Origin of the sequence: Streptomyces sp. NPDC058576, from assembly GCF_042718715.1 — a bacterium.
GTDB lineage: Bacteria > Actinomycetota > Actinomycetes > Streptomycetales > Streptomycetaceae > Streptomyces.
This window is the reverse complement of the sequence record NZ_JBHXPF010000004.1, coordinates 73,812-94,997: the sequence shown is the minus strand read 5'-3', so window position 1 is coordinate 94,997 and position 21,186 is coordinate 73,812. Positions and strand designations below refer to the sequence as shown.

General features: G+C 73.3%; 18 protein-coding genes. 14 read left to right on the top strand and 4 right to left on the bottom strand.

Annotated features, from left to right (window positions below; all coding sequences use genetic code 11):
- Positions 1-17 precede the first annotated feature (17 nt).
- The 4 genes from ACFWRV_RS04715 (at position 18) to sucD (ending at position 4,745) form a co-directional block, all read left to right on the top strand.
- Positions 18-1,121 (top strand): hypothetical protein, encoded by a 1,104-nt coding sequence (locus ACFWRV_RS04715; RefSeq protein ID WP_384328229.1) that lies wholly within the window; start codon positions 18-20, stop codon positions 1,119-1,121.
- 106 nt (positions 1,122-1,227) lie between these two features.
- Entirely contained in the window at positions 1,228-2,319 is a 1,092-nt protein-coding gene (locus ACFWRV_RS04710) for a hypothetical protein (protein WP_384328226.1), read from the top strand.
- Between the two features lie 338 nt (positions 2,320-2,657).
- Positions 2,658-3,839, top strand: a complete 1,182-nt coding sequence (gene sucC, locus ACFWRV_RS04705) for an ADP-forming succinate--CoA ligase subunit beta (protein WP_383259985.1) — start codon at positions 2,658-2,660, stop codon at positions 3,837-3,839.
- 21 nt (positions 3,840-3,860) lie between these two features.
- Positions 3,861-4,745, top strand: a complete 885-nt coding sequence (gene sucD / locus ACFWRV_RS04700; protein ID WP_384328222.1) for a succinate--CoA ligase subunit alpha — start codon at positions 3,861-3,863, stop codon at positions 4,743-4,745.
- A 108-nt stretch (positions 4,746-4,853) separates the two neighbouring features.
- Here the strand turns inward: sucD and ACFWRV_RS04695 are convergent, their stop codons facing one another.
- Positions 4,854-6,110 carry a helix-turn-helix domain-containing protein gene (locus tag ACFWRV_RS04695; RefSeq protein ID WP_384328219.1) on the bottom strand — a complete coding sequence of 419 codons (1,257 nt, stop codon included), beginning with the start codon at positions 6,108-6,110 and terminating at the stop codon, positions 4,854-4,856.
- A gap of 126 nt (positions 6,111-6,236) precedes the next feature.
- On the opposite strand from ACFWRV_RS04695, the gene ACFWRV_RS04690 reads away from it, so the two are divergent.
- Positions 6,237-8,096 carry a DUF6350 family protein gene (locus tag ACFWRV_RS04690; RefSeq protein WP_384328588.1) on the top strand — a complete coding sequence of 620 codons (1,860 nt, stop codon included), beginning with the start codon at positions 6,237-6,239 and terminating at the stop codon, positions 8,094-8,096.
- On the opposite strand, the gene ACFWRV_RS04685 is transcribed toward ACFWRV_RS04690, so the two are convergent.
- Positions 8,086-9,060, bottom strand: coding sequence for a hypothetical protein (locus ACFWRV_RS04685; protein ID WP_384328216.1), 975 nt, complete (start codon positions 9,058-9,060; stop codon positions 8,086-8,088). The two genes, ACFWRV_RS04690 and ACFWRV_RS04685, sit on opposite strands and share 11 nt — an antisense overlap.
- A gap of 261 nt (positions 9,061-9,321) precedes the next feature.
- Here ACFWRV_RS04685 and purN point away from each other — a divergent pair, with 261 nt between their 5' ends.
- From purN to ACFWRV_RS04670, 3 genes are all read left to right on the top strand, one after another.
- On the top strand, positions 9,322-9,978 hold the full coding sequence (gene purN, locus ACFWRV_RS04680; RefSeq protein WP_384328213.1) for a phosphoribosylglycinamide formyltransferase: 657 nt from the start codon (positions 9,322-9,324) through the stop codon (positions 9,976-9,978).
- The gene (gene purH / locus ACFWRV_RS04675) at positions 9,965-11,518 is read left to right on the top strand and encodes a bifunctional phosphoribosylaminoimidazolecarboxamide formyltransferase/IMP cyclohydrolase (protein ID WP_384328210.1); all 1,554 of its coding nucleotides are present in this window, start codon (positions 9,965-9,967) and stop codon (positions 11,516-11,518) included. Before purN ends, purH begins: the two co-directional genes overlap by 14 nt.
- A gap of 178 nt (positions 11,519-11,696) precedes the next feature.
- Positions 11,697-13,226: a DUF2079 domain-containing protein gene (locus ACFWRV_RS04670; protein WP_384328207.1), complete on the top strand. Its 1,530-nt coding sequence runs from the start codon at positions 11,697-11,699 to the stop codon at positions 13,224-13,226.
- Between the two features lie 79 nt (positions 13,227-13,305).
- Here ACFWRV_RS04670 and ACFWRV_RS04665 read toward each other — a convergent pair whose 3' ends face one another.
- The gene (locus tag ACFWRV_RS04665) at positions 13,306-13,950 is read right to left on the bottom strand and encodes an RDD family protein (RefSeq protein WP_384328204.1); all 645 of its coding nucleotides are present in this window, start codon (positions 13,948-13,950) and stop codon (positions 13,306-13,308) included.
- A 220-nt stretch (positions 13,951-14,170) separates the two neighbouring features.
- On the opposite strand from ACFWRV_RS04665, the gene ACFWRV_RS04660 reads away from it, so the two are divergent.
- The 4 genes from ACFWRV_RS04660 to ACFWRV_RS04645 all read left to right on the top strand — a co-directional run bounded on the left by ACFWRV_RS04660 (position 14,171) and on the right by ACFWRV_RS04645 (position 18,748).
- On the top strand, positions 14,171-15,052 hold the full coding sequence (locus ACFWRV_RS04660; protein ID WP_384328201.1) for a bifunctional methylenetetrahydrofolate dehydrogenase/methenyltetrahydrofolate cyclohydrolase: 882 nt from the start codon (positions 14,171-14,173) through the stop codon (positions 15,050-15,052).
- A gap of 25 nt (positions 15,053-15,077) precedes the next feature.
- Positions 15,078-15,683, top strand: a complete 606-nt coding sequence (locus ACFWRV_RS04655) for a DUF3017 domain-containing protein (RefSeq protein ID WP_384328198.1) — start codon at positions 15,078-15,080, stop codon at positions 15,681-15,683.
- A gap of 553 nt (positions 15,684-16,236) precedes the next feature.
- A complete protein-coding gene (locus tag ACFWRV_RS04650; protein ID WP_384328195.1) occupies positions 16,237-17,523 on the top strand; it encodes a helix-turn-helix domain-containing protein in 1,287 nt (428 codons plus the stop codon).
- Positions 17,524-17,758: 235 nt separating this feature from the next.
- Positions 17,759-18,748, top strand: a complete 990-nt coding sequence (locus tag ACFWRV_RS04645; RefSeq protein ID WP_384328192.1) for a malate dehydrogenase — start codon at positions 17,759-17,761, stop codon at positions 18,746-18,748.
- An 81-nt stretch (positions 18,749-18,829) separates the two neighbouring features.
- Here ACFWRV_RS04645 and ACFWRV_RS04640 read toward each other — a convergent pair whose 3' ends face one another.
- Positions 18,830-19,339, bottom strand: coding sequence for a carboxymuconolactone decarboxylase family protein (locus tag ACFWRV_RS04640; RefSeq protein WP_384328189.1), 510 nt, complete (start codon positions 19,337-19,339; stop codon positions 18,830-18,832).
- 47 nt (positions 19,340-19,386) lie between these two features.
- Here ACFWRV_RS04640 and ACFWRV_RS04635 point away from each other — a divergent pair, with 47 nt between their 5' ends.
- A complete protein-coding gene (locus tag ACFWRV_RS04635) occupies positions 19,387-20,787 on the top strand; it encodes a PLP-dependent aminotransferase family protein (RefSeq protein ID WP_384328186.1) in 1,401 nt (466 codons plus the stop codon).
- Positions 20,788-20,909: 122 nt separating this feature from the next.
- A complete protein-coding gene (locus ACFWRV_RS04630; protein ID WP_384328183.1) occupies positions 20,910-21,185 on the top strand; it encodes a hypothetical protein in 276 nt (91 codons plus the stop codon).
- Position 21,186: the final 1 nt, after the last annotated feature.

Here is a 21,186-nt window from a genome sequence, read left to right as displayed (position 1 = left end):
ACCAGGAGCCATCCCAGGTGACCGCTACCGCCGCTGCCCGCGCAGCAGCCGACCCGCGCCCGGCGCGGGGGACGGCCGGGCGCCGCGCGGTACAGGTGGTGCTGTTCCTCGGCGGGCTGCTGGCCCTGGGGCTCCTCGCGGGCGGACGCGCGGAAGCGCAGGAGCGTCCGGACCCGGCTCCGCTCACCGCTTCCGTGGCGGACGCCGTGCGGGACAGCGCAGCTCCCAAGGCCCCTGCCCGCAAGGAAGTTGAGTCTTCCGTTCAGCGGATGGGCGAAGAGGTCGGCGAAGAGGTCGCCGACCAGGCCGTGGAGCCGATGGCCGAACAGGTCGTCAAGCCGGTTGTCGAGCCGGTCGATCGGGCCGCGCAGCGGCAGGCCGCGCAGCAGCGGAGCGCACAGAAGGCCACCGCGGACCCTCCCGCAGAACCGGTCAACAAACCAGAGGACCCCACCGGCATAACCGACCCCTCCGGCATCACTGACCCAACTGGCACCACCCACCCCACCACGCCCGCCGACGCTCTGGCCGCCGTGCCCACGCCCGCCGTGGCCGCCGCACCCGCTCGCGTGCGCGATGCCGTGGCCGGGCGCGCGGGAGGCGCCGTCGACCGGATCGCCGGTGAGGTGGGGCCCCTGGTGCCGTCCCTGCCGGAGCTTCCTCCGCTGCTCTCCTTGCTGCCCGTGCCCGTCGTCGGTCCTGACGTTCCGGGCGCTCCGTCACCTTCCGTGCCGGACACCGGCCGTGGTGCCGGGGACGGCGCCACGGCACCGGGCGACGCCGAGGCGGACGCCCCCGCCGGGCGCGCGGGCGGCCACGACCGGACCATCGGGGCCGCGCCTGGCCTCGTCCCGGCCGTGCCGGACACGTCCGGCACGCAGGACCCCGCGCACGCACAGAGCTACGGGCCCACGCCCACGCCGGACCGCGCACCGTACGCCCCCTGCGGCGACCTCGCGCGTGCGGCGGTGGCCGATGCCCCGGGGCCGCGCGGCGGCGACCTGCACGCTACGTCGGCCCGGGGCGGTCCGTACGCCGCGCTCCTCGGGGGAGCGGGCCTTCCGGCGACCGCCGCCCCGATACCCGACCGATCCGGCGAGATCCTCGAATTCCCCGGCTAGGGCAGGCCTTTCCCCCGCCTCGACCTGCCGCGCGGGGGCGGAACAGGTCTGCCCGCGTCCGGACTTCTCCGGACTGCCGAACACCTTCGAAGGATCTGACACACCCATGCACAAGAACATGCGCCGATCCATAGCCGTAGCCGCCACCGCCACCGGCATGTGGGCGCTCGGCACCGCCGCGGCCAGCGCGGCCGAGCTGCCCGTGTCCGTACCGCTCTCCACCCCGGACCTGGCGGCCGAGACCCCCGACGCGACGGAGGTCGCCAAGGACGTCACCGACGCCAAGGTCGTCAAGGACGCCAAGGCGGTCACCGACACCAAGGCGGTCACCGGCACCAAGGCCGTCGACCGCATCGACGACATCGACCGCATCGGCGGCGTCGAGGACACGCTGACGGAGGCGGCCGGGAGCAAGGCCGACGTACGGGACGGCCTCCCGTCGCAGGTGCGCGCGCCGCAGACCCCGGAGATCCCGGACACCCCCGAGGTCCCGGAGCTCGGTGACGTACAGCAGGCGCCCGGAGCCGGTCACCTGCCCGACGCGCGGATCCCTGACGCGCAGATCCCCGACGCGCAGGTTCCGGCGGCGCCGGTCGACGAGATCGACTACCTCTTCGGGCCGATCGAGCAGATCCCCGGCTACGCCCAGAACCAGGCGCCCGCCGCCGTCCAGGGCGCGCTGGCCGAGGCCGGGCCCGTGGTCGGGCAGACGTCCGACTCCGTGCTGCCGCCGCTCGCCGCGGGTGCGGTCGACGTCGCGCTCCCGGTCGTCGGGCAGGCGGTCGGCGATGTCGGCACGCTCGCGCAGGGCGTCGTCGGCGAGGTCGCGCCGTTCGCCCAGGGTGTCGTGGGCGACGCCGCCGCGCCCTTCGTGCAGGGCGTCACGACCGAGGTCCAGCCGCTGGCGTCCGGCGTCACCGGTGCGGCCGTGCCGTTCGCCGGGGGCGTCGCGTCCGAGGTGCAGCCGCTCGCGGAAGGGCTGACCGGGGACGCGGCCCTGCCCTTCGCCCAAGGCGTCACCACCCGGGTCCAGCCGCTGGCCGAGGGCGTCGGGGCGCAGGCCCGCCCGTTCGCGGGCGGTCTGACGGACACGGTCCGCGAGAACGCCCGGCCCACCGTCGGGCACGCGGGCGCCGGCGTCCAGGGCCTCACCTCGGTCGCCCCGGCCTTCGTGACGGACGCGGCGCCCACGGCGTGACCCGGCGAGCGGCGTACGCGCCGTAAGCGCTTCACCGCACCGGATTACCCGGCCCCAGGGGACCCGGGCCGGGTGTTCCGGTGCCAGCACAGCCCTTTCCGACTCCCGGCGAGCCCCGTCCGGGAGCCGGAAAGGGCCACCCTCTGTGACCGTTATCACCGCTCAGGTGTGATCTGCGATTTAGGGCCACACGGAGTGCGGGGATAACCTGCCGGATGGACATGCCGCGTACTCGGACACCGTGTACGCCTCCCTTGTGACAGCGCAGTCACGTTGCCCTTCGCGGCACGCCCACGCAGAAGAACGAACCGCGATACCACTAAAAGGGACGGACGCGCGTGGACCTGTTCGAGTACCAGGCGAGGGACCTCTTCGCCAAGCACGGTGTACCGGTGCTGGCCGGTGAAGTCATCGACACGCCTGAGGCAGCCCGCGAGGCGACCGAGAAGCTGGGCGGCAAGTCTGTCGTCAAGGCGCAGGTGAAGGTCGGCGGCCGCGGCAAGGCCGGCGGCGTCAAGCTGGCCGCCGACGCCGACGAGGCGGTCGCCCGGGCGACCGACATTCTCGGTATGGACATCAAGGGCCACACGGTCCACAAGGTGATGATCGCCGAGCTGTCGCCGGAGATCGAGGCGGAGTACTACGTCTCGTACCTCCTGGACCGCACCAACCGCACCTTCCTGGCCATGGCCTCGGTGCAGGGCGGCATGGACATCGAGGAGGTCGCGGAGAAGACCCCCGAGGCCCTCGCGAAGGTCCCGGTCGACTCCAACTCCGGCGTCGACATCGTCAAGGCCCGCGAGATCGTGGCCCAGGCGAAGTTCCCGGCCGACGTGGCCGAGGGTGTCGCCGAGGCCCTGGTGACCCTGTGGGAGACCTTCGTCGCCGAGGACGCGCTCCTCGTCGAGGTCAACCCGCTGGTGAAGACCAAGGACGGCCGGATCCTGGCGCTGGACGGCAAGGTCTCGCTCGACGAGAACGCCGACTTCCGCCAGCCGGAGCACGAGGCTCTGGAGGACAAGGACGCAGCCAACCCGCTCGAGGCTGCCGCCAAGGCCAAGAACCTCAACTACGTCAAGCTCGACGGCGAGGTCGGCATCATCGGCAACGGCGCCGGTCTGGTCATGTCGACCCTGGACGTCGTCGCGTACGCCGGTGAGAACCACGGCAACGTGAAGCCCGCCAACTTCCTCGACATCGGTGGCGGCGCCTCCGCCGAGGTCATGGCGAACGGCCTGGAGATCATCCTCGGCGACCCGGACGTCAAGTCCGTCTTCGTCAACGTCTTCGGTGGCATCACCGCCTGTGACGAGGTCGCCAACGGCATCGTGCAGGCGCTCGCGCTCCTGGAGTCCAAGGGCGAGAAGGTCGAGAAGCCGCTGGTCGTGCGTCTCGACGGCAACAACGCGGAGCTGGGTCGCAAGATCCTCTCCGACGCCAACCACCCGCTCGTGCAGCGCGTGGACACCATGGACGGCGCGGCCGACAAGGCCGCCGAGCTCGCCGCGGCTGCGAAGTAAGGGACGAGGGACTCCAACACCATGGCTATCTTCCTCACCAAGGACAGCAAGGTCATCGTCCAGGGGATGACCGGCGCCACGGGCATGAAGCACACCAAGCTCATGCTGGGTGACGGCACCAACATCGTCGGTGGCGTCAACCCGCGCAAGGCCGGTACGACCGTCGACTTCGACGGCACCGAGGTCCCGGTCTTCGGCTCCGTCAAGGAGGCGATGGAGAAGACCGGCGCGAACGTGTCCGTCCTCTTCGTGCCGCCGGCCTTCTCCAAGGCCGCCGTCGTCGAGGCGATCGACGCCGAGATCCCGCTCGCGGTCGTCATCACCGAGGGCATCGCCGTTCACGACTCCGCCGCCTTCTGGGCGTACGCGAACGAGAAGGGCAACAAGACCCGGATCATCGGCCCGAACTGCCCCGGTCTCATCACCCCGGGCCAGTCCAACGCCGGCATCATCCCGGGCGACATCACCAAGCCCGGCCGCATCGGTCTCGTGTCCAAGTCCGGCACGCTGACCTACCAGATGATGTACGAGCTCCGTGACATCGGCTTCTCCTCCGCCGTCGGCATCGGTGGCGACCCGGTCATCGGTACGACGCACATCGACGCCCTCGAGGCGTTCGAGGCGGACCCCGACACCGACCTCATCGTGATGATCGGCGAGATCGGCGGCGACGCCGAGGAGCGTGCCGCCGACTTCATCGCGAAGAACGTCACGAAGCCGGTCGTCGGCTACGTCGCGGGCTTCACCGCCCCGGAGGGCAAGACCATGGGCCACGCCGGCGCCATCGTCTCCGGCTCCTCGGGCACCGCCCAGGCGAAGAAGGAGGCCCTGGAGGCCGCCGGTGTCAAGGTCGGCAAGACGCCGACCGAGACCGCCAAGCTGGCGCGCGAGATCCTCGGCGCCTGACGCAGGCCTCAGGGATACGCGTTCACGGCGCGGGCCCGCACCCCTTTCGACCAGGGGTGCGGGCCCGCGCCGTTCGCGTACGTACGTGCCGCGGCCCGGGAACCCGGTTCACCGCAGCTGCGGAACCAGCCGCTCCGGGCCGTGCGCCAGCCGCTCGCGCAGCGACTTCTGCAGCTTCAGGTCCTGCGCGGTGAGCTTCTGCGGACCACCGCGCGGCGGTACGCCCCCGACCCGTTCGGCGGGGGAGATCGGCTGCTCGTAGTGGGTGGGCGCGGTGTGGAGGGTCAGCCCGGTCACGCCGATGAGCAGCGCGACGCCCGCGATGGCGGCCCGGGTCCACAGCCTGGCCTTGTTCTCGCTGCCGGTGCGCACGGCGCGGGCGGGCTGCGGAACGGGTACGTGCTCCGCGCGGGCGAGGCCGCCGAGCCGGTCGTGCAGCAGGGCCGACTGCTCGGCGGGCGATGCGACGGCCGCCAGCTCGGGGAGCCGCTCGGCGACGGCGGCGCGGGCGGTCATCAGCCGGCCCGCCGCCGCCGGGGTGCTGGCCTCCGTCTCCGCCGCGGTCTCCGGAAGGTCCAGGCCGACCGCGTCGTACAGCAGCAGTGTGCGCCGGTAGGCCGGGGGCAGGTCGAGCAGCGCGTCGAACAGGGCCCGCTTGCCCGGCTCCGTGGGCGGCGCGTCGGCGTGCCGGTGCCTGCGGCGCAGCCGGTGCCAGGGGGACATCGCGTACTCGTACGCCGCCGCACGCACCCAGCCCGCCGGGTCACGGTCGACGGCCACCTCGGGCCAGCGCTGCCAGGCCAGTTGGAAGGCGCGCTCGACGGACTCGCGGGCCAGGCCGCGGCGACCGGTCAGCAGATAGGCCTGCCGGACGAGGCCGGGGGCGGTGCGGGCGTACAGCTCGTCGAATGCCTCGGCGGGTGACTGGCGCCGCGCGCCGGGCGCCTCCGCGGCGTCGGCGCTCGGCTCGGCGGTCGCCTCCGCGCCGGTATCCGCACCTGCGTCGGTGCCCGGAGGCGGGGCTGCGGGCGCGGAGGGAGGTGCGGGCAGGTCCGTTTCCGCCGGAGCTGCCCCCGTTTCCGCCCCCGCTTTCGCCGCCGGGCCCGTTTTCGCCGGCGGCGTTTCCGCGACCACCACCACGGGCTTCACGGCCGGTTCGGGGGCGATGAGCTTGGCGTACAGCGCGCGCTTGCGTCCACGCGGGCTCGTGCGCCCCGTCTCCCAGGAGCGCAGGGTGGCGCGCGTCACGCCGACCGCCGCTGCCACCTGCTCCTCGCTCAACGATTTCGCCTCGCGCAGCCTGCGGCGTTCCTTGGGGGAGGGCAGCGGCGGCGCGGCGGCCTCGTCGGTCGTGCTCCGGGTCATGGACGACCCCCGGCAGCGCCGCACTGGGTGAAAAAGTACATAAACGTATATTGAGCGACACAGCGGCTGTTCGCGCGTTACGCGAAATAAGCGCGTGTCGTTGGCAGCATGGGCCGCGTGACCCAAATGACGCAACGCAGCCCGAAGGTGACGGTGGAGCGGAACCGTACCCTCGCTCTCGTCTCCGCCCTGGTGAAGGGTGTCGTCGCCGCCGGGCTCGGCCTCGGGTCGCTGACGGTGCTCGTCATGGTGGCGTGGATCAGCTCGCCGTATCCGGACAGCGGACCGGGCGGGGCGCTGCGCGCGGCGGCCGGGGTCTGGCTGCTCGCGCACGGTGCCGGACTCGTGCGGCCCGACACCCTGAGCGGCGTCCCCGCCCCCGTCTCCCTGGTGCCGCTGCTGCTCGCGGTGGGCCCGGTCTGGCTGGCGCACCGTGCGGCGCGCGACGCGGCGGAGCCGGAGGAGGGGCGGGCCCGGCCCTCGCAGGCGGGCGCGTTCTGCGCCGTGACCGCGGGATACCTGCTGGTCGTGGCGGGGGCGGCGGCCTATGCGCGGGGCGGTCCGCTGCGCGCGGACCCGGACACGCTGGTGTTCCCGGTCGCGCTGGTGGTGGCCGGTGCGGCGGCGGCAGGGGTATGGACGGCGGCCGGGCGGCCGTTCGGGCCTCCGCCGTCCTGGTCGCCCCTGGCGCTTCAGGAGGCCGTCGCGCGCACGCTCTTCCGCCGCCGGGTCGAGGCGGCGTGCCGCTCGGCGGCGGTGGGTGTGACGGTGCTGCTCGGCGGCGGTGCGCTGCTGGTCGCGGTGGCGCTCGGCCGGAACGCGGCGGCGGCTCAGGACGCGTTCCTGGCGCTCGCGGGCGACTGGTCGGGGCGCATCGCCGTGCTCCTGCTGGCCGCCTCGCTCGTGCCGAACGCCGCGCTGTGGGGAGCGGCGTACGGGCTCGGGCCCGGTTTCTCGCTCGGCACGGGAGCCACCGCCACCCCGCTGGGCCTCGACGGAACCCCCGCGGTACCCCACTTCCCCCTGTTGGCGGCGGTGCCGGACCAGGGGCCGGGCTCCCCGCTGAACTGGGCGGCCCTCGCGGTGCCGGTGACGGCCGCGCTGGCGGTCGCCTGGTTCGTCGTCCGCCGGGCCGGGCCCGCCGACGCGCCCCGCGCCCGGGCCTGGAGTCCGCGCGAGACGGTGCTGGTGACCCTGCTCGCCGCGCTCGGGTGCGGCGTCGCGACGGCGCTGCTCACGGCCGTGGCCGGCGGGCCGCTCGGCACCGGGGCGCTGAGCGTGTTCGGCCCGGTGTGGTGGCTGACCGGCCCGGCGGCGCTGGTGTGGACGGCCGTCATCGGCGTACCGGCGGCCCTGCTGCTGCGCCTGTGGCGCCTGCGTACCCCGGGCTGGGCCTGGCGCAGGGAGGTCAGCGAAGCGGACGAGCCTCCGGCGAAGGCGAAGGCGGCGGCGACGGCGGCGGCGGCCGAGGCCGATTCCGAGGCCGAGGAGGACGGGGGCGAAGAGCGCGAGGGCCATGGTGCCGGGCGTCCGCGCCGGTGGTGGGCCCCGTGGCGTGGGCGGGGCAGGGCGGCGGGCGAGTCCGGCGACGCGGGGCCGGGTGGGTCCGCATCGCCGGGCGCTTCCTCGGTTCCGGCCCCCGGCCCGGCCCCCGAAGCGGCCTCCGGCGCGTTGCACGGCCCGGCGGCGGGGCGGGGCGAGGAGGGGTTCGAGCCGTACGACTTCCTGCCGACCGACCCGTGGCACGGGAAAGACACCAGGGAGGCCCGTTGGGCCTCCCTGAAGCGCGGCTCCGGCGGCCTGATGGCCGACTTCCCCGCCGGTCCCGCTGATCGTGCCGGCCCCGCAGACGGCACCGGCCCCGCAGACCGCGTCGGCAGCGCAGACCGCACCGGCCCCGCAGATCGCGCCGATGCCGCTGATCGCGCCGATGCCGCCGCGGACCGCGCGGCGGCGGAGCCGGACGGACCGGGGCCTACTCCTTGACGCCGAAGAACGGCTCCAGAGGCTTCGGCAGCTTGTCGTTGCAGGCCACCGAGCCGGACTTGGTCAGGGCGTCGTTCACGCACGTGTAGTAGTCGCTGTAGACGAGCTGCACGGTGAACGTCGTCGCCACGATGAGCAGCGCCAGCAGCGCGGTCACCAGGCCGCCGACCGCCGCCGTGGTCTGCTGCCTGCTGCTGATGTTCTGCGGCGAGGCGGACGAGGCGGGCGAGGCGGGGGAGGCCGACGAGGCGGGGGAGGCCGACGAGGCGGGGGAAGCGGGGGTCGCGGGCGCGTCCGCCGAGCCGCCGCCCACCGCCGTGCGGTCCGTGGCGGAGGTGTTCTTCAGCGGGGTGCGGAGCGCGCTGAGCGCCCAGTACGTCGAGAGCGCGCCCAGCAGCAGCGCGATCTCCGGGAAGTCGAAGAGGGCGAAGAAGAAGGCCCACATGCCGCCGAGCACCGCGTAGCGGGCGCGCCGCTGTGCGGGGTCGGTGGGGTCCCAGCGCAGTCCGCCCGGACGGCCGCCGTCGGGTCCGCCCTTGCCCCCCGGGCCGCCGGAGCCGTTCCCGCCGGAGCGGCCGCCGAAGCCGCCGTTGCCCCGGCCGGGCTGCTTGCTGCTCCACTGGCTGCCCCAGGCCGGGCGGTCCCCGGAGGAGCCGGAGCCGTTCCCGTCGGAGCCGCCGTTCTCGTCCGACCCGTCGGAGCCGGCGGGCCGGCGCGGCTGCCACGGCTGGTCCGGACGGTCCGCGGGCGGCGCGGCGAACGGGTTGTCCTCCCGCGGCTTCCCGGCGGAACCCGGCGCGGAGGCGGAGCCCGGCGCGGATCCCGAGGAGGAGGAATCCGGGGGCGGAGAAGAGGAGTCCGGGGAGGAGGAGTCCGGCGAAGAGGACTGGCGTTCCCGCATCAGCGGAGCGGACCGCTCGGGCCGGGGGAAGCGGAAGGCGGTGCGACGGCGTCGGTCCGGCATGTGGTGAACGTCTTCCCCATCTCGTCATGTCCGCCCGTAGGACGGTTCGTCCGCCCGGTGGGCGGCTCGCTGTCCCCTGACGCTACCTCCCGGTCACGCCCCCGTCCCGTGGGGGCCGTCGGGTGTGCCGGTATCGTTGCTGACGGTCGGCCCGTTCGTAGGGTTCCCCGTATCGGGCGAGGCGATACCTTCGTACGACCCTACAAAGAGCCTGCCGCACCCGTGTCACCCCGCGGTCATCACGTGAGAAAGGGCCCCGACGTGGCCTCCCCGCCCACCTCCGCCTCTCCTGCCCGGCTGGTCGTGCTGGTCTCCGGATCCGGTACGAATCTCCAGGCGCTCCTCGACGCCATCGGCGACGATCCCGAGGGGTACGGAGCGCAGATCGTCGCGGTCGGCGCGGACCGCTTCGGGACCGGTGGCCTGGAGCGCGCGGAGCGGGCCCGCATCCCCACGTTCGTGTGCAAGGTCAAGGACCACGACAGCCGCGCCGCATGGGACGAGGCGCTCACCGCGCAGGTCGCCGCGCACCGCCCGGACCTCGTCGTCTCCGCCGGTTTCATGAAGATCGTCGGCCCGGCGTTCCTCGCCGCCTTCGGCGGCCGGACCGTCAACACCCATCCCGCCCTGCTGCCCAGCTTCCCCGGCGCCCACGGAGTGCGTGACGCGCTCGCGTACGGCGTCAAGGTCACGGGCTGCACCGTCCACTTCGTCGACGACGGCGTCGACACCGGTCCGATCATCGCGCAGGGCGTGGTCGAGGTGACCGAGGAGGACACCCCGGAGGGCGAAGCCGCCCTCCACGAACGCATCAAGGAAGTCGAGCGCTCGCTGCTCGTCGAGGCCGTGGGGCGGATCGCCCGTGACGGCCATCGCATTGAGGGACGAAAGGTTCATCTCGGTCATGTCGGTGAATAAGCCCATCCGCCGCGCCCTGGTCAGCGTCTACGACAAGACGGGGCTCGAAGACCTCGCCCGTGGTCTGCACGAGGCGGGCGTCGAACTCGTCTCCACCGGCTCCACCGCCGGGCGCATCGCCGCCGCCGGAGTGCCGGTCACCAAGGTCGAGGAGCTCACCGGCTTCCCCGAGTGCCTGGACGGCCGCGTCAAGACGCTGCACCCGCGCGTTCACGCCGGCATCCTCGCCGACCTCCGCCTGGACGCCCACCGCGAGCAGCTCGCCGAGCTGGGCGTGGAGCCCTTCGACCTGGTCGTGGTGAACCTCTACCCGTTCAAGGAGACCGTCGCCTCGGGCGCGTCCGACGACGAGTGCGTCGAGCAGATCGACATCGGCGGCCCCTCGATGGTCCGCGCCGCCGCCAAGAACCACCCCTCCGTCGCCGTCGTCACCAGCCCCGGGCGGTACGCCGACGTCCTCGCCGCCGTCGCCGCCGGCGGCTTCGACCTGACCGCCCGCAAGCGGCTGGCCGCCGAGGCCTTCCAGCACACCGCCGCCTACGACGTGGCCGTCGCCTCCTGGTTCGCGGACGACTACGCGGCCGCCGACGACTCCGGCCTCCCCGAGTTCCTCGGCTCCACCTTCACCCGCAAGAACGTCCTGCGCTACGGCGAGAACCCGCACCAGCCCGCCGCGCTCTACACCTCCGGCGACGGCGGTCTCGCCGAGGCCGAGCAGCTGCACGGCAAGGAGATGTCCTACAACAACTACACGGACACCGACGCCGCCCGCCGCGCCGCCTACGACCACGCCGAGCCGTGCGTCGCGATCATCAAGCACGCCAACCCGTGCGGCATCGCGATCGGTGACGACGTCGCCGAGGCACACCGCAAGGCGCACGCCTGCGACCCGCTCTCCGCGTTCGGCGGCGTCATCGCCGTCAACCGCCCGGTGACCGTCGCGCTGGCCGAGCAGGTCGCGGAGATCTTCACCGAGGTCATCGTCGCCCCGGCCTACGAGGACGGCGCGGTCGAGGTGCTGGCCCGCAAGAAGAACATCCGCGTGCTGCGCGCCCCCGAGGCCCCCACCGCCGCGTTCGAGACCAAGCCGATCGACGGCGGCGCGCTCCTCCAGGTCACCGACCGCCTCCAGGCCGAGGGCGACGACCCGGCGGGCTGGACGCTCGCCACCGGCGAGGCGCTCTCCGAGGCGGAGCTGAAGGAGCTCGCCTTCGCCTGGAAGGCGTCCCGGGCGGTCAAGTCCAACGCGATCCTGCTCGCCAAGGACGGCGCGTCGGTCGGCGTCGGCATGGGCCAGGTCAACCGCGTCGACTCCGCGAAGCTCGCCGTCGAGCGGGCGGGCGAGGAGCGGGCCGCCGGTGCGTACGCCGCGTCCGACGCGTTCTTCCCGTTCCCCGACGGCCTGGAGATCCTCACGGCCGCCGGAATCAAGGCCGTCGTCCAGCCCGGCGGATCCGTCCGCGACGAGCTGGTGATCGAGGCCGCGAAGAAGGCCGGCGTGACCATGTACTTCACGGGCACGCGCCACTTCTTCCACTGAACCGGTCCCGTTCTTCCACGGACCGGGTCCCGTTCCCCGACCGACCCGGTCCGGCCGGAGCCGCATCCCGCCACGGGGTGCGGCTCCGGGCCGCTCACCGTCTTCCGGCGTGCGGGAATCGGCTCGCCGCTCTGTTCTAATGACACGGCCGTAGCAATCCCCAGCAGGGACAGTCACCGTGCTTGAGCTGAACAAGAGTGGAACGGACCGGTCGGAGCCGGGACGCCTGCCCGCCCAGGGACAGGGTCCGGACACCCGCCCGGCGGACGACTCCCCGAGCGCGGGAGCGGCCTCCTCCGACCACGTACCCCTGCGCCCGTACCTCATCGCCGGCGTGATCCTGTGCGCGCTCTACTTCCTCTACTCCTCCTTCCAGTACGCCCGCTTCGGCTCGCCCTCCTGGGACCTCGGGATCTTCGAGCAGGAGGTCCGGGCGTACGCCGGGTTCGACGCCCCGATCGTCGACATCAAGGGCCCCGGCTATCTGATCCTCGGTGACCACTTCTCCCCGATCGTGGCGCTGCTGGCCCCGCTGTACTGGATCTGGCCGTCCGCCGAGTCCCTGCTGTTCGCCCAGGCCGCGCTGTTCGCGCTGGGCGCGGTCATCGTCGGCCGCACCACCCAGCAGCTCCTCGGCGGACGCTCCGGGCTCTGCGTCACCGTCGCGTACGGACTCTCCTGGGGCATCCAGGAAGCGGTGAAGGCCGACTTCCACGAGATCGCGTTCGCCGTGCCCCTGCTGGCCCTCGTCTGCCGGGCCCTGCTCCTGAAGCGGTACACGGCCGCCCTGCTCTGGTCGCTGCCGCTGGTCCTGGTCAAGGAGGACCTCGGCGCGACCGTCGCCGTCGTCGGCTTCCTGCTGTTCGTGTACGGCCGCCGGCTCCAGGGCGCGCTGCTCGCCGCGTACGGGGTCGCCGCCTTCGTCCTCACGCTCATGGTGCTCATCCCGGCGGCCAGCAGCGCCGGCACCTACGACTACTGGCAGAAGATCGACAAGAACGGCGAGCAGGACGTCTCGATGCTGGACTCCGTCCTCGGCGTCCTCGACTCCTCCGTCAAGATCGAGATGCTGGTCTTCCTGATCGGCATCACCGCGTTCATGGCGCTGCGTTCACCGCTGACGCTGCTGATCGTCCCCACGCTCGGCTGGCGGCTGCTCTCCCAGGACAGCAACCACTGGGGCATGGTCTGGCACTACAGCGCGATCCTCATGCCGGTGCTCTTCCTCGCCCTGGCCGACGGCGTCCGCCGCAGCCGCGACTCGCACCGTCCCTGGCTCGCCTCGTACGCGAAGGTCGCCGTGCCCGTCGCCGCCGCGATCGCGGTCGCGATGACCCAGCACCTGCCGCTGCGCGATCTGCTGCGCCCCGACACCTACCGCACCGATGACGCCCGCAGCCGGGCGGCCCGGGCGGCGCTGGACGCCATCCCGGCCGGGGCGCGGGTCGAGACGGACATCACGCTGATGGCCCACCTCACCTCCGACCGCACCGTCTACTGGGTCGGCGGCGCCCCGGGCACCGCACCCGACATCGTCGCCATCAACCTGGACTTCGGCTGGTCCCGCCCGATCGAGGACCCGGTGGCGTACGCCCAGCAACTGCACCCCGAGGCGCGCTACCGGCTCAAGCACCGGGGCGGCAGCTTCGTGGTGATGGAGCGCACGACACCGGAGCCGGCGGAGATCCCGGGCGTACGGGGCGACTGACCGCAGCCCCGGGGCCGTACGCGCGAGGGCCGCACCCGGTGAACGGGTGCGGCCCTCGCGGCAGGTCAGGACAGGAACGTCAGTTGGCCTTGACGACCACCGACGAGCAGACCTTGTCCGCGAACGTCTGCTTCTTCTCGTCCCACAGCGGCCACAGCCAGCCGATGTAGCAGGCGACGCTGTCCAGGAAGTGGGCCAGCCGGCGCACGAAGGCCATGCCGAAGCCCAGCGGACGGCCGTCGGCCTCGCGCAGCAGACGGATGCCCACGGCCTTCTTGCCGAGCGTCTGGCCGGTCGTGCCCTCCTGGTACAGCTGCCAGATGGCGAGACCGATCAGCGCCACGAAGCCGATCAGGGCGAAGACCGCACCCGCGGAGTCGCCCATGGCGCCGCCGATGCCGCCGAGGACGAGGTAGGGGACACCGACGACGAGGCCGTCGATGATCAGCCCGCCCGCGCGCAGACCCCAGTGGGCCAGCTCGGGCATGCCGCCGTGGCCGGGCTGCTGCGGGTAGCCGCCGCCGTAGGGCTGGCCGGGCTGCTGCGGGTAACCGGGCTGCTGCTGGGGGTACCCCGGCTGCTGCTGCGGGTAGCCGTAGCCCTGCGGCGGGACACCCTGCGGAGCCTGCTGCGGGTATCCGTAACCGGGCTGTCCCTGCGGCGGGCCCTGGGGAGGCTGGCCGGGCTGCTGCCCGTACGGGTTGTTCGGGTCGCCGAAGCTCATAAGGGGTGTTCCTTCAACAGACGTGTGGGGACGAAACGGCCACACGGAGGAAGGACATCGTTCAGCGGCCCGCCCCCCGTACAACCGCGGCCTTCATCGTTATGAGCGGGACCCTGGTTTGTCCAGTCCGGGACCCCGGACGTTGTGCAAGTGCAATGTCCTGTACGGGGGTGGCGCCGGCAATTGGTATGCGGGCGGGGTCATCCGCGAGGATGGGCCCATGACTGCCCAGATTCTCGATGGCAAGGCCACCGCTGCCGCGATCAAAACCGATCTGACCGTCCGTGTGGCGGCCCTCAAGGCCCAGGGGATCACTCCCGGCCTCGGAACCCTGCTCGTCGGGGACGACCCGGGCAGCCGGTGGTACGTCAACGGCAAGCACCGTGACTGCGCCCAGGTCGGCATCGGCTCCCTCCAGCGCGAACTCCCCGACACCGCCACGCAGGAGGAGATCGAGGACGTCGTCCGGGAGCTGAACGCCAACCCCGAGTGCACCGGTTACATCGTCCAGTTGCCGCTGCCCAAGGGCATCGACACCAACCGGATCCTGGAGCTGATGGACCCGGAGAAGGACGCCGACGGGCTGCACCCGATGAGCCTCGGCCGCCTCGTCCTCAACGAGACGGGCCCGCTGCCCTGCACCCCGCAGGGCGTCGTCCAGCTGCTGCGCGCGCACGGCGTGGAGATCAACGGGGCGCATGTCGTGGTCGTCGGACGCGGCGTCACCATCGGCCGGTCGATCCCGCTGCTGCTGACCCGTAAGTCGGAGAACGCCACGGTGACCCAGTGCCACACCGGCACCCGGGACCTCTCCTCCCACCTGCGCCAGGCCGACATCATCGTCGCCGCCGCCGGGGTGCAGCACCTGATCAAGCCGGAGGACGTGAAGCCGGGCGCCGCCGTGCTCGACGTCGGCGTCAGCCGGGACGCGGACGGCAAGATCGTCGGCGATGTGCACCCGGGGGTCCGCGAGGTGGCCGCCTGGGTCGCCCCGAACCCCGGGGGCGTCGGCCCGATGACCCGTGCGCAGCTCCTGGTCAACGTGGTCGAGGCGGCCGAGCGGGCCGCCGCCGAGGCCGCCGACGCCGCCGCCGCGGGCTGACGGCCGGATGCCGGAGGGAACCCCCATGGGTGCTGGTACGAGTCCGGCCGACCCCGCCCCGGCGGGCCGCGCTGCGGACGGGCCGGGCGGGCCGGGCGAGGCCGGGGCCGCCGACGGGCGGAGCGGCTCCGGCGAATCCGGCGGCTCCGCCGGGCGGGGCGACGCCACGACCGACGCCGCGACCGACGCCGCGACCGACGGGCGGACCGACTCCGCCACCGCCGCGCGGCCCCGCCGGTCGCGGCGCTTTCCCCGGTTCACCCGGGACACCGCCCGGCCCGAGGGCGGCGGCCGGGCGGCGTCCGGCGACGCGCCCGCGCCGGCCCGGCAGTGGCCGCTGCTCACCGTGCTCGGCGCGGCGGGCCTCGGGCTGCTGATCGTGGTCCTGGACCCATTCGAACAGGCGTTCCGCATCGGCACCATCCTGATGGGCGGCGCGCTGATCACCGGTGCCGTGCTGCGCTGGGTGGTGCCCTCGGTCGGGATGCTGGCCGTACGGTCCCGCTTCACCGACCTGGTCACGTACGGGCTGATGGGCACACTGATCGTGCTGCTCGCGCTGGTCGCCCAGCCCGAACCGTGGCTCGACGTCCCGATCCTGGAGGACGCGGTCCGCTTCACGATCCGCTAGCGGGCGGGCCGTTCGGATCAGGCCCGTTCGGATCAGGGCCGCTCGGATCAGGCCCGTGATGCCCCGCCCGTGGTGCCCGTCCCCACCCCCGAGGAGGGACGGACACCACGGCGGAACGGAGCCACCGGGCAAGAAGCCCCGGTATGCGGCGAGATGGGCTGCCTTGCCCCGTCCCGACTCCAGCGTCATGGACATGAAAGGCCGGGACAAGCGCTCACTGTGGCCTGTGGCACGGAAGTGACCATTCCGGCACGGTGTGATCGCCGCGCAACGATGGCAGACTGTCACGGCACACCGAGCGGCACGGAGCAGGCAGAGAGCAGTGGCCGGAACAGCGATCGGGGCGCGTGATGACGCGCACCCGGTCCCGAATGCTCCCGTGCGCCCCCTCGTCAGGAACTGACACCCTGGCTCCGCGCATCCTCGTGGGTAGTCCAGCTGACGTCCGTATCGGACCGACGGCGGACGGACCGGGGGAGGTGCGGGCCGGGGCCCGACCGCAGCGGGGTACAGCAAGCACGTCCGGGGGACATGAGGGGGGAAGGGAAACGCCATGCCTCGTTGGAAGGCACTGCCCGAAGAGCTCGACCCGCAGATCAGGGAGTTCGCCAGCCAGCTGCGCCGGCTCGTCGACCGCAGCGGGCTGAACATCAACGCGGTGGCCGACCGCACGGGTTACAGCAAGACGTCCTGGGAGCGGTATCTCAACGGACGGCTGCTCGCCCCGCGCGGGGCCGTCGTGGCGCTCGCCGAGGTGACGGGCACCCCGCAGCACCACCTCACGACCATGTGGGAGCTGGCGGAGCGGGCCTGGAGCCGGGCCGAGATGCGCCACGACATGACGATGGAGGCCATCCGCATCACGCAGGCGCGTGCCGCGCTCGGCGAGCCGGGGACGACGGCCCCCGGCGCTCCGTCGGGCGGCGGGTCGGGCCGCTTCGCCGCCGGCGGCAGGAGCGGCGCGGCCGGTTCCGGAGCCCGGGTCCCCACCCCGGCGGGCCCGGCCGGTACGGACGCCCCGCCGCGCGACCCCAACGGCAAGGACCCCTTCGGCGGCGACGGCCAGGGCAACGGACCCCGCGGCGGCGGGGCTTACGGGCCCGGCGACGACGACACGCGCCAACTCGTCGTCCCCACCCAGCGCGGCACCGTACCCCACCCCGCCCGCCACCAGGACCGACCGCACGACGGCGGCCCGGACCAGGGCGGGCGGCGACCGGAGTGGAACCCGGCGCCGAGCACCGGCAGCGGCTCCTCGGCTCCCGGCTCCTCGGCTCCCGGCTTCGCCGGCCCCGGCTCCTCCGACTCCGGCCGGAATGCGGGCCGCACCGGACCGGGCCAGGGGCCCGGAGGCCGCCGCAAGGGCCCCATGCTCGCGGTCGGCGCCGTCGGCGCCCTGATCGTCGTGGTCGGCGCGGTGCTGCTCGCGCCGGGCGACGACGCCGCCAAGGCCACCCCGCCCCCGTCGGCGGCCCCCACCACGGCCGCCCCGGAGCTGCCCGTGGGCGTCGAGTGCAGCGGTGCGGACTGCGCCGGGCAGGACCCCGAGGCGATGGGCTGCGGCGGCGAGTTCGCCCGTACGGTGGCCACCGGCGTGGTCGGCGGCGGCAGGATCGAGGTGCGTTACAGCAAGGTCTGCTCCGCCGCCTGGGCCCGCCTGACCGGGGCGGCGATCGGCGACACCGTGCAGATCACCGCGGGCAAGGGCGCGCAGAACGGCGAGGTCATGGGGGACACCGACGCGTACACCCCGATGGTCGCGGTGAAGAAGGCGGGCGACGCGAAGGCCTGCGCCACGCTCACCTCCGGCACGAAGGGCTGCACCGACCCGGTCGAATGACAGCGGCGGACCCCGCGCCCGGCACCGCCCGCGCGTGCGGTGCGTGACCGGTTGTGTGCGGTGCCACAGGGGGGTGGGCGGTCCGGCCCGGCCGGGTCCGATAGCCTGACCGCTGGATATCTCTTCACGTCAAGATTGGTCGTCAGGACGGGTCGGGGCGGGAGAGGCGTCCAGCACCAGGGTCCGGCACCAGGGGCCGGGACCCCCACCGCCAGCTGTCTAAACGGAGACCGCCATGACCCGCACTCCCGTGAATGTCACCGTGACCGGCGCAGCCGGCCAGATCGGCTACGCGCTGCTCTTCCGCATCGCCTCCGGCCACCTGCTCGGCCCGGACGTGCCGGTCAACCTCCGCCTCCTGGAGATCCCGCAGGGCCTCAAGGCCGCCGAGGGCACCGCCATGGAGCTCGACGACTGCGCCTTCCCGCTGCTGCGCGGCATCGAGATCACCGACGACCCGAACGTCGGCTTCGCCGGTGCGAACGTCGCCCTGCTCGTCGGCGCCCGCCCGCGTACCAAGGGCATGGAGCGCGGCGACCTGCTCGCCGCCAACGGCGGCATCTTCAAGCCGCAGGGCAAGGCCATCAACGACCACGCCGCGGACGACATCAAGGTCCTCGTCGTCGGCAACCCGGCCAACACCAACGCGCTCATCGCGCAGGCCGCCGCCCCGGACGTACCGGCCGAGCGCTTCACCGCGATGACCCGCCTGGACCACAACCGCGCGATCTCGCAGCTGGCCGCCAGGACCGGCGCCGCCGTCTCCGACATCAAGAAGCTGACGATCTGGGGCAACCACTCGGCCACCCAGTACCCGGACATCTTCCACGCGGAGATCGCCGGCAAGAACGCCGCCGAGGTCGTCAACGACGAGGTGTGGCTCGCCGACACCTTCATCCCGACCGTCGCCAAGCGCGGCGCCGCGATCATCGAGGCCCGTGGCGCGTCCTCGGCCGCCTCGGCCGCCAACGCCGCCATCGACCACGTGCACACCTGGGTCAACGGCACCGCCGACGGCGACTGGACCTCGATGGGCATCCCGTCGGACGGCTCCTACGGCGTCCCCGAGGGCATCATCTCCTCCTTCCCGGTCACCACGAAGGACGGAAAGTACGAGATCGTCCAGGGCCTGGACATCAACGAGTTCTCCCGTGCGCGCATCGACGCGTCGGTCAAGGAGCTCACCGAGGAGCGCGACGCGGTCCGCGAGCTCGGCCTCATCTGACCCGCAGCCGCACCCGCACCCGCGGTACGTCGAGCGCCCCCGGCAGCACTTGCTGCCGGGGGCGCTCCCGCGTGCGCGCGCTCAGTGGGCGCCGGGGGTGTAGTGGCCGGGGGTCAGCCGGCCGGTGACGCCGAAGCGGTTCCAGGCGTTGATCACGGTGATGGCCGCGATCAGCTGGGCCAGCTCGGTCTCCTCGAAGTGCTCGGCGGCCTTCGCGTACACCTCGTCCGGGACGAAGCCGTCGGTCAGGACGGTGACCGCCTCGGTCAGGGCGAGCGCCGCCAGCTCCTTCTCGGTGTAGAAGTGCCGCGACTCCGCCCAGGCGCTGAGCTGGACGATCCGCTCGACGGACTCGCCCGCCGCGAGCGCGTCCTTGCTGTGCATGTCCAGGCAGAACGCGCACCGGTTGAGCTGCGAGGCCCGGATCTTCACCAGCTCGACCAGGACCGGGTCCAGCCCCTTACGGGCGGCGATGTCGAGCCGGACCATCGCCTTGTACACGTCGGGCAGGAGCTGGGAGACGGAGATCCGGGCCGGGTGCTCGGGGGCGAGGTCGGCCAGGGCGTGGTGGTGTTCATGTGTCGAGGTCATACGGACGACGCTACGGCCCCGATGGCGCCCCGGTATGGTCCATTGGCATGACGGATTCCTGGGCCACTTTCGGCGCTGACCTGCATCTGGAGCCGGTCGGCCAGGGGCTGCGGAGCGGGCTGATGGAGGCGCTCCGGGAGGCGGTGCGCACCGGCCGCCTGGCGCCCGGCACCCGGCTGCCGTCCTCCCGGGTGCTCGCCGCCGACCTGGGCGTCGCCCGCAACACGGTCGCCGACGCCTACGCCGAACTGGTCGCCGAGGGCTGGCTCACCGCCCGTCAGGGTTCGGGGACCCGGGTCGCCCGGCGTTCCGCGCCGCGCCGCACGGACCCCGCGGCGGCCCCCGCCCGGCCGGTGCGGTCCGGGGCCGGGTACGACCTGAAGCCCGGCACGCCGGACCTGTCCGGCTTCCCCCGCACCGCCTGGCTCAAGGCGGCCCGCAAGGCGCTCACCGCCGCGCCCGACGAGGCCTTCGGCTACGGCGACCCGCACGGCCGCGTCGAACTGCGCACCGTGCTGGCCGAGTACCTGGCGCGGGCGCGCGGGGTGTACGCCGACCCGGAGCGCATCGTGATCTGCGCCGGCTTCGCACACGGTCTCGCGCTGCTGGGCCGGGTGCTGCGCCGCCGCCGGGTCCGGGAGGTCGCCGTCGAGTCGTACGGCCTCGACCTCCATACGAACCTGCTCACCGAGGCCGGGCTGCGCACCCCGTGCCTGCCGCTGGACGAGCACGGCTCCCGGACCGGCGAACTGGCCGCGCTGCGCGGCGCGGGGGCCGTCCTGCTCACCCCGGCGCACCAGTTCCCCACCGGCGTACCGCTGCACCCGGACCGGCGGGCCGCCGCCGTCGACTGGGCCCGGTCCACCGGCGGGCTGATCCTGGAGGACGACTACGACGGGGAGTTCCGGTACGACCGGCAGCCGGTGGGCGCGCTCCAGGGCCTCGATCCGGAGCGGGTGGTGTATCTCGGCACCGCCAGCAAGTCGCTGGCCCCGGGGCTGCGCCTGGGCTGGATGGTGCTGCCCCGGCACCTGGTGGGGGAGGTGGTGGCGGCGAAGGGCGTGGCCGACTGGATGTCCGGCTCGCCCGACCAGCTGACGCTCGCGGAGTTCATCGCCTCGGGGGCGTACGACCGCCATGTGCGCTCCATGCGGCTGCGCTACCGCCGCCGCCGCGACCAGCTCGTCGCGGCGCTCGCCGAGCGCGCGCCGGGCATCGAGGTCGGCGGGATCGCGGCCGGGCTGCACGCGGTCCTCGAACTCCCCGCGGGCGCCGAGCGTTCGGTGATCCAGGCGGCGGCCTTCCAGGGCCTGGCTCTGGAGGGCCTGGCGCGCTACCGCCACCCGGACGCCCCGGCCGCCCGCGACGCCCTGGTGATCGGTTACGGCTCGCCGTCGGAGAGCGCCTGGACGGGCGCGCTGGACGCCCTGTGCCGGGTGCTGCCGTAAGAACCCCGGCAGAGCACAGGTTTCGAACCGGCCCCGCGTCGAACTATTCTGACAAGAGGTCCGGTTGCGCACGCGCGAACGAGAAGCCGGATCCGATCGCGTACCACGGGGGAGAACCGAACATGGCCACACGAAGGCTGAGGTCGAGCACGGTCGTGCTCGGCGGCATGGGGCTGCTCGCCCTGACGATCACGTCCTGCGGCTCGGAGCCGGACAAGCGGTGCGCCGACCGCACGACGCAGAAGACCCTGCCCAGCTCCGAGTGCCGCAGCGGCGGCAACGGCTCGTACTACTACGGCGGCTCCAAGGGCAGCGACGGCAAGGTGGACGGCGGCAGCTTCGACAAGTCCGCGGTCGACCGCGGCGGCTTCGGCTGCTCCGGCTCCGGCGGCGGCTGAC

Excerpts from the sequence above, each read along its gene's own strand:
- ACFWRV_RS04690 (WP_384328588.1), top strand. The coding sequence starts at position 6,237 with ATGACGCAACGCAGCCCGAAGGTGACGGTGGAGCGGAACCGTACCCTC.
- ACFWRV_RS04650 (WP_384328195.1), top strand. The coding sequence starts at position 16,237 with ATGCCTCGTTGGAAGGCACTGCCCGAAGAGCTCGACCCGCAGATCAGG.
- ACFWRV_RS04665 (WP_384328204.1), bottom strand. The coding sequence starts at position 13,950 with ATGAGCTTCGGCGACCCGAACAACCCGTACGGGCAGCAGCCCGGCCAG.
- ACFWRV_RS04695 (WP_384328219.1), bottom strand. The coding sequence starts at position 6,110 with ATGACCCGGAGCACGACCGACGAGGCCGCCGCGCCGCCGCTGCCCTCC.
- ACFWRV_RS04655 (WP_384328198.1), top strand. The coding sequence starts at position 15,078 with ATGGGTGCTGGTACGAGTCCGGCCGACCCCGCCCCGGCGGGCCGCGCT.
- ACFWRV_RS04660 (WP_384328201.1), top strand. The coding sequence starts at position 14,171 with ATGACTGCCCAGATTCTCGATGGCAAGGCCACCGCTGCCGCGATCAAA.
- ACFWRV_RS04635 (WP_384328186.1), top strand. The coding sequence starts at position 19,387 with ATGACGGATTCCTGGGCCACTTTCGGCGCTGACCTGCATCTGGAGCCG.
- ACFWRV_RS04640 (WP_384328189.1), bottom strand. The coding sequence starts at position 19,339 with ATGACCTCGACACATGAACACCACCACGCCCTGGCCGACCTCGCCCCC.
- ACFWRV_RS04710 (WP_384328226.1), top strand. The coding sequence starts at position 1,228 with ATGCACAAGAACATGCGCCGATCCATAGCCGTAGCCGCCACCGCCACC.
- ACFWRV_RS04630 (WP_384328183.1), top strand. The coding sequence starts at position 20,910 with ATGGCCACACGAAGGCTGAGGTCGAGCACGGTCGTGCTCGGCGGCATG.
- ACFWRV_RS04645 (WP_384328192.1), top strand. The coding sequence starts at position 17,759 with ATGACCCGCACTCCCGTGAATGTCACCGTGACCGGCGCAGCCGGCCAG.
- purH (WP_384328210.1), top strand. The coding sequence starts at position 9,965 with ATGTCGGTGAATAAGCCCATCCGCCGCGCCCTGGTCAGCGTCTACGAC.
- sucD (WP_384328222.1), top strand. The coding sequence starts at position 3,861 with ATGGCTATCTTCCTCACCAAGGACAGCAAGGTCATCGTCCAGGGGATG.
- ACFWRV_RS04685 (WP_384328216.1), bottom strand. The coding sequence starts at position 9,060 with ATGCCGGACCGACGCCGTCGCACCGCCTTCCGCTTCCCCCGGCCCGAG.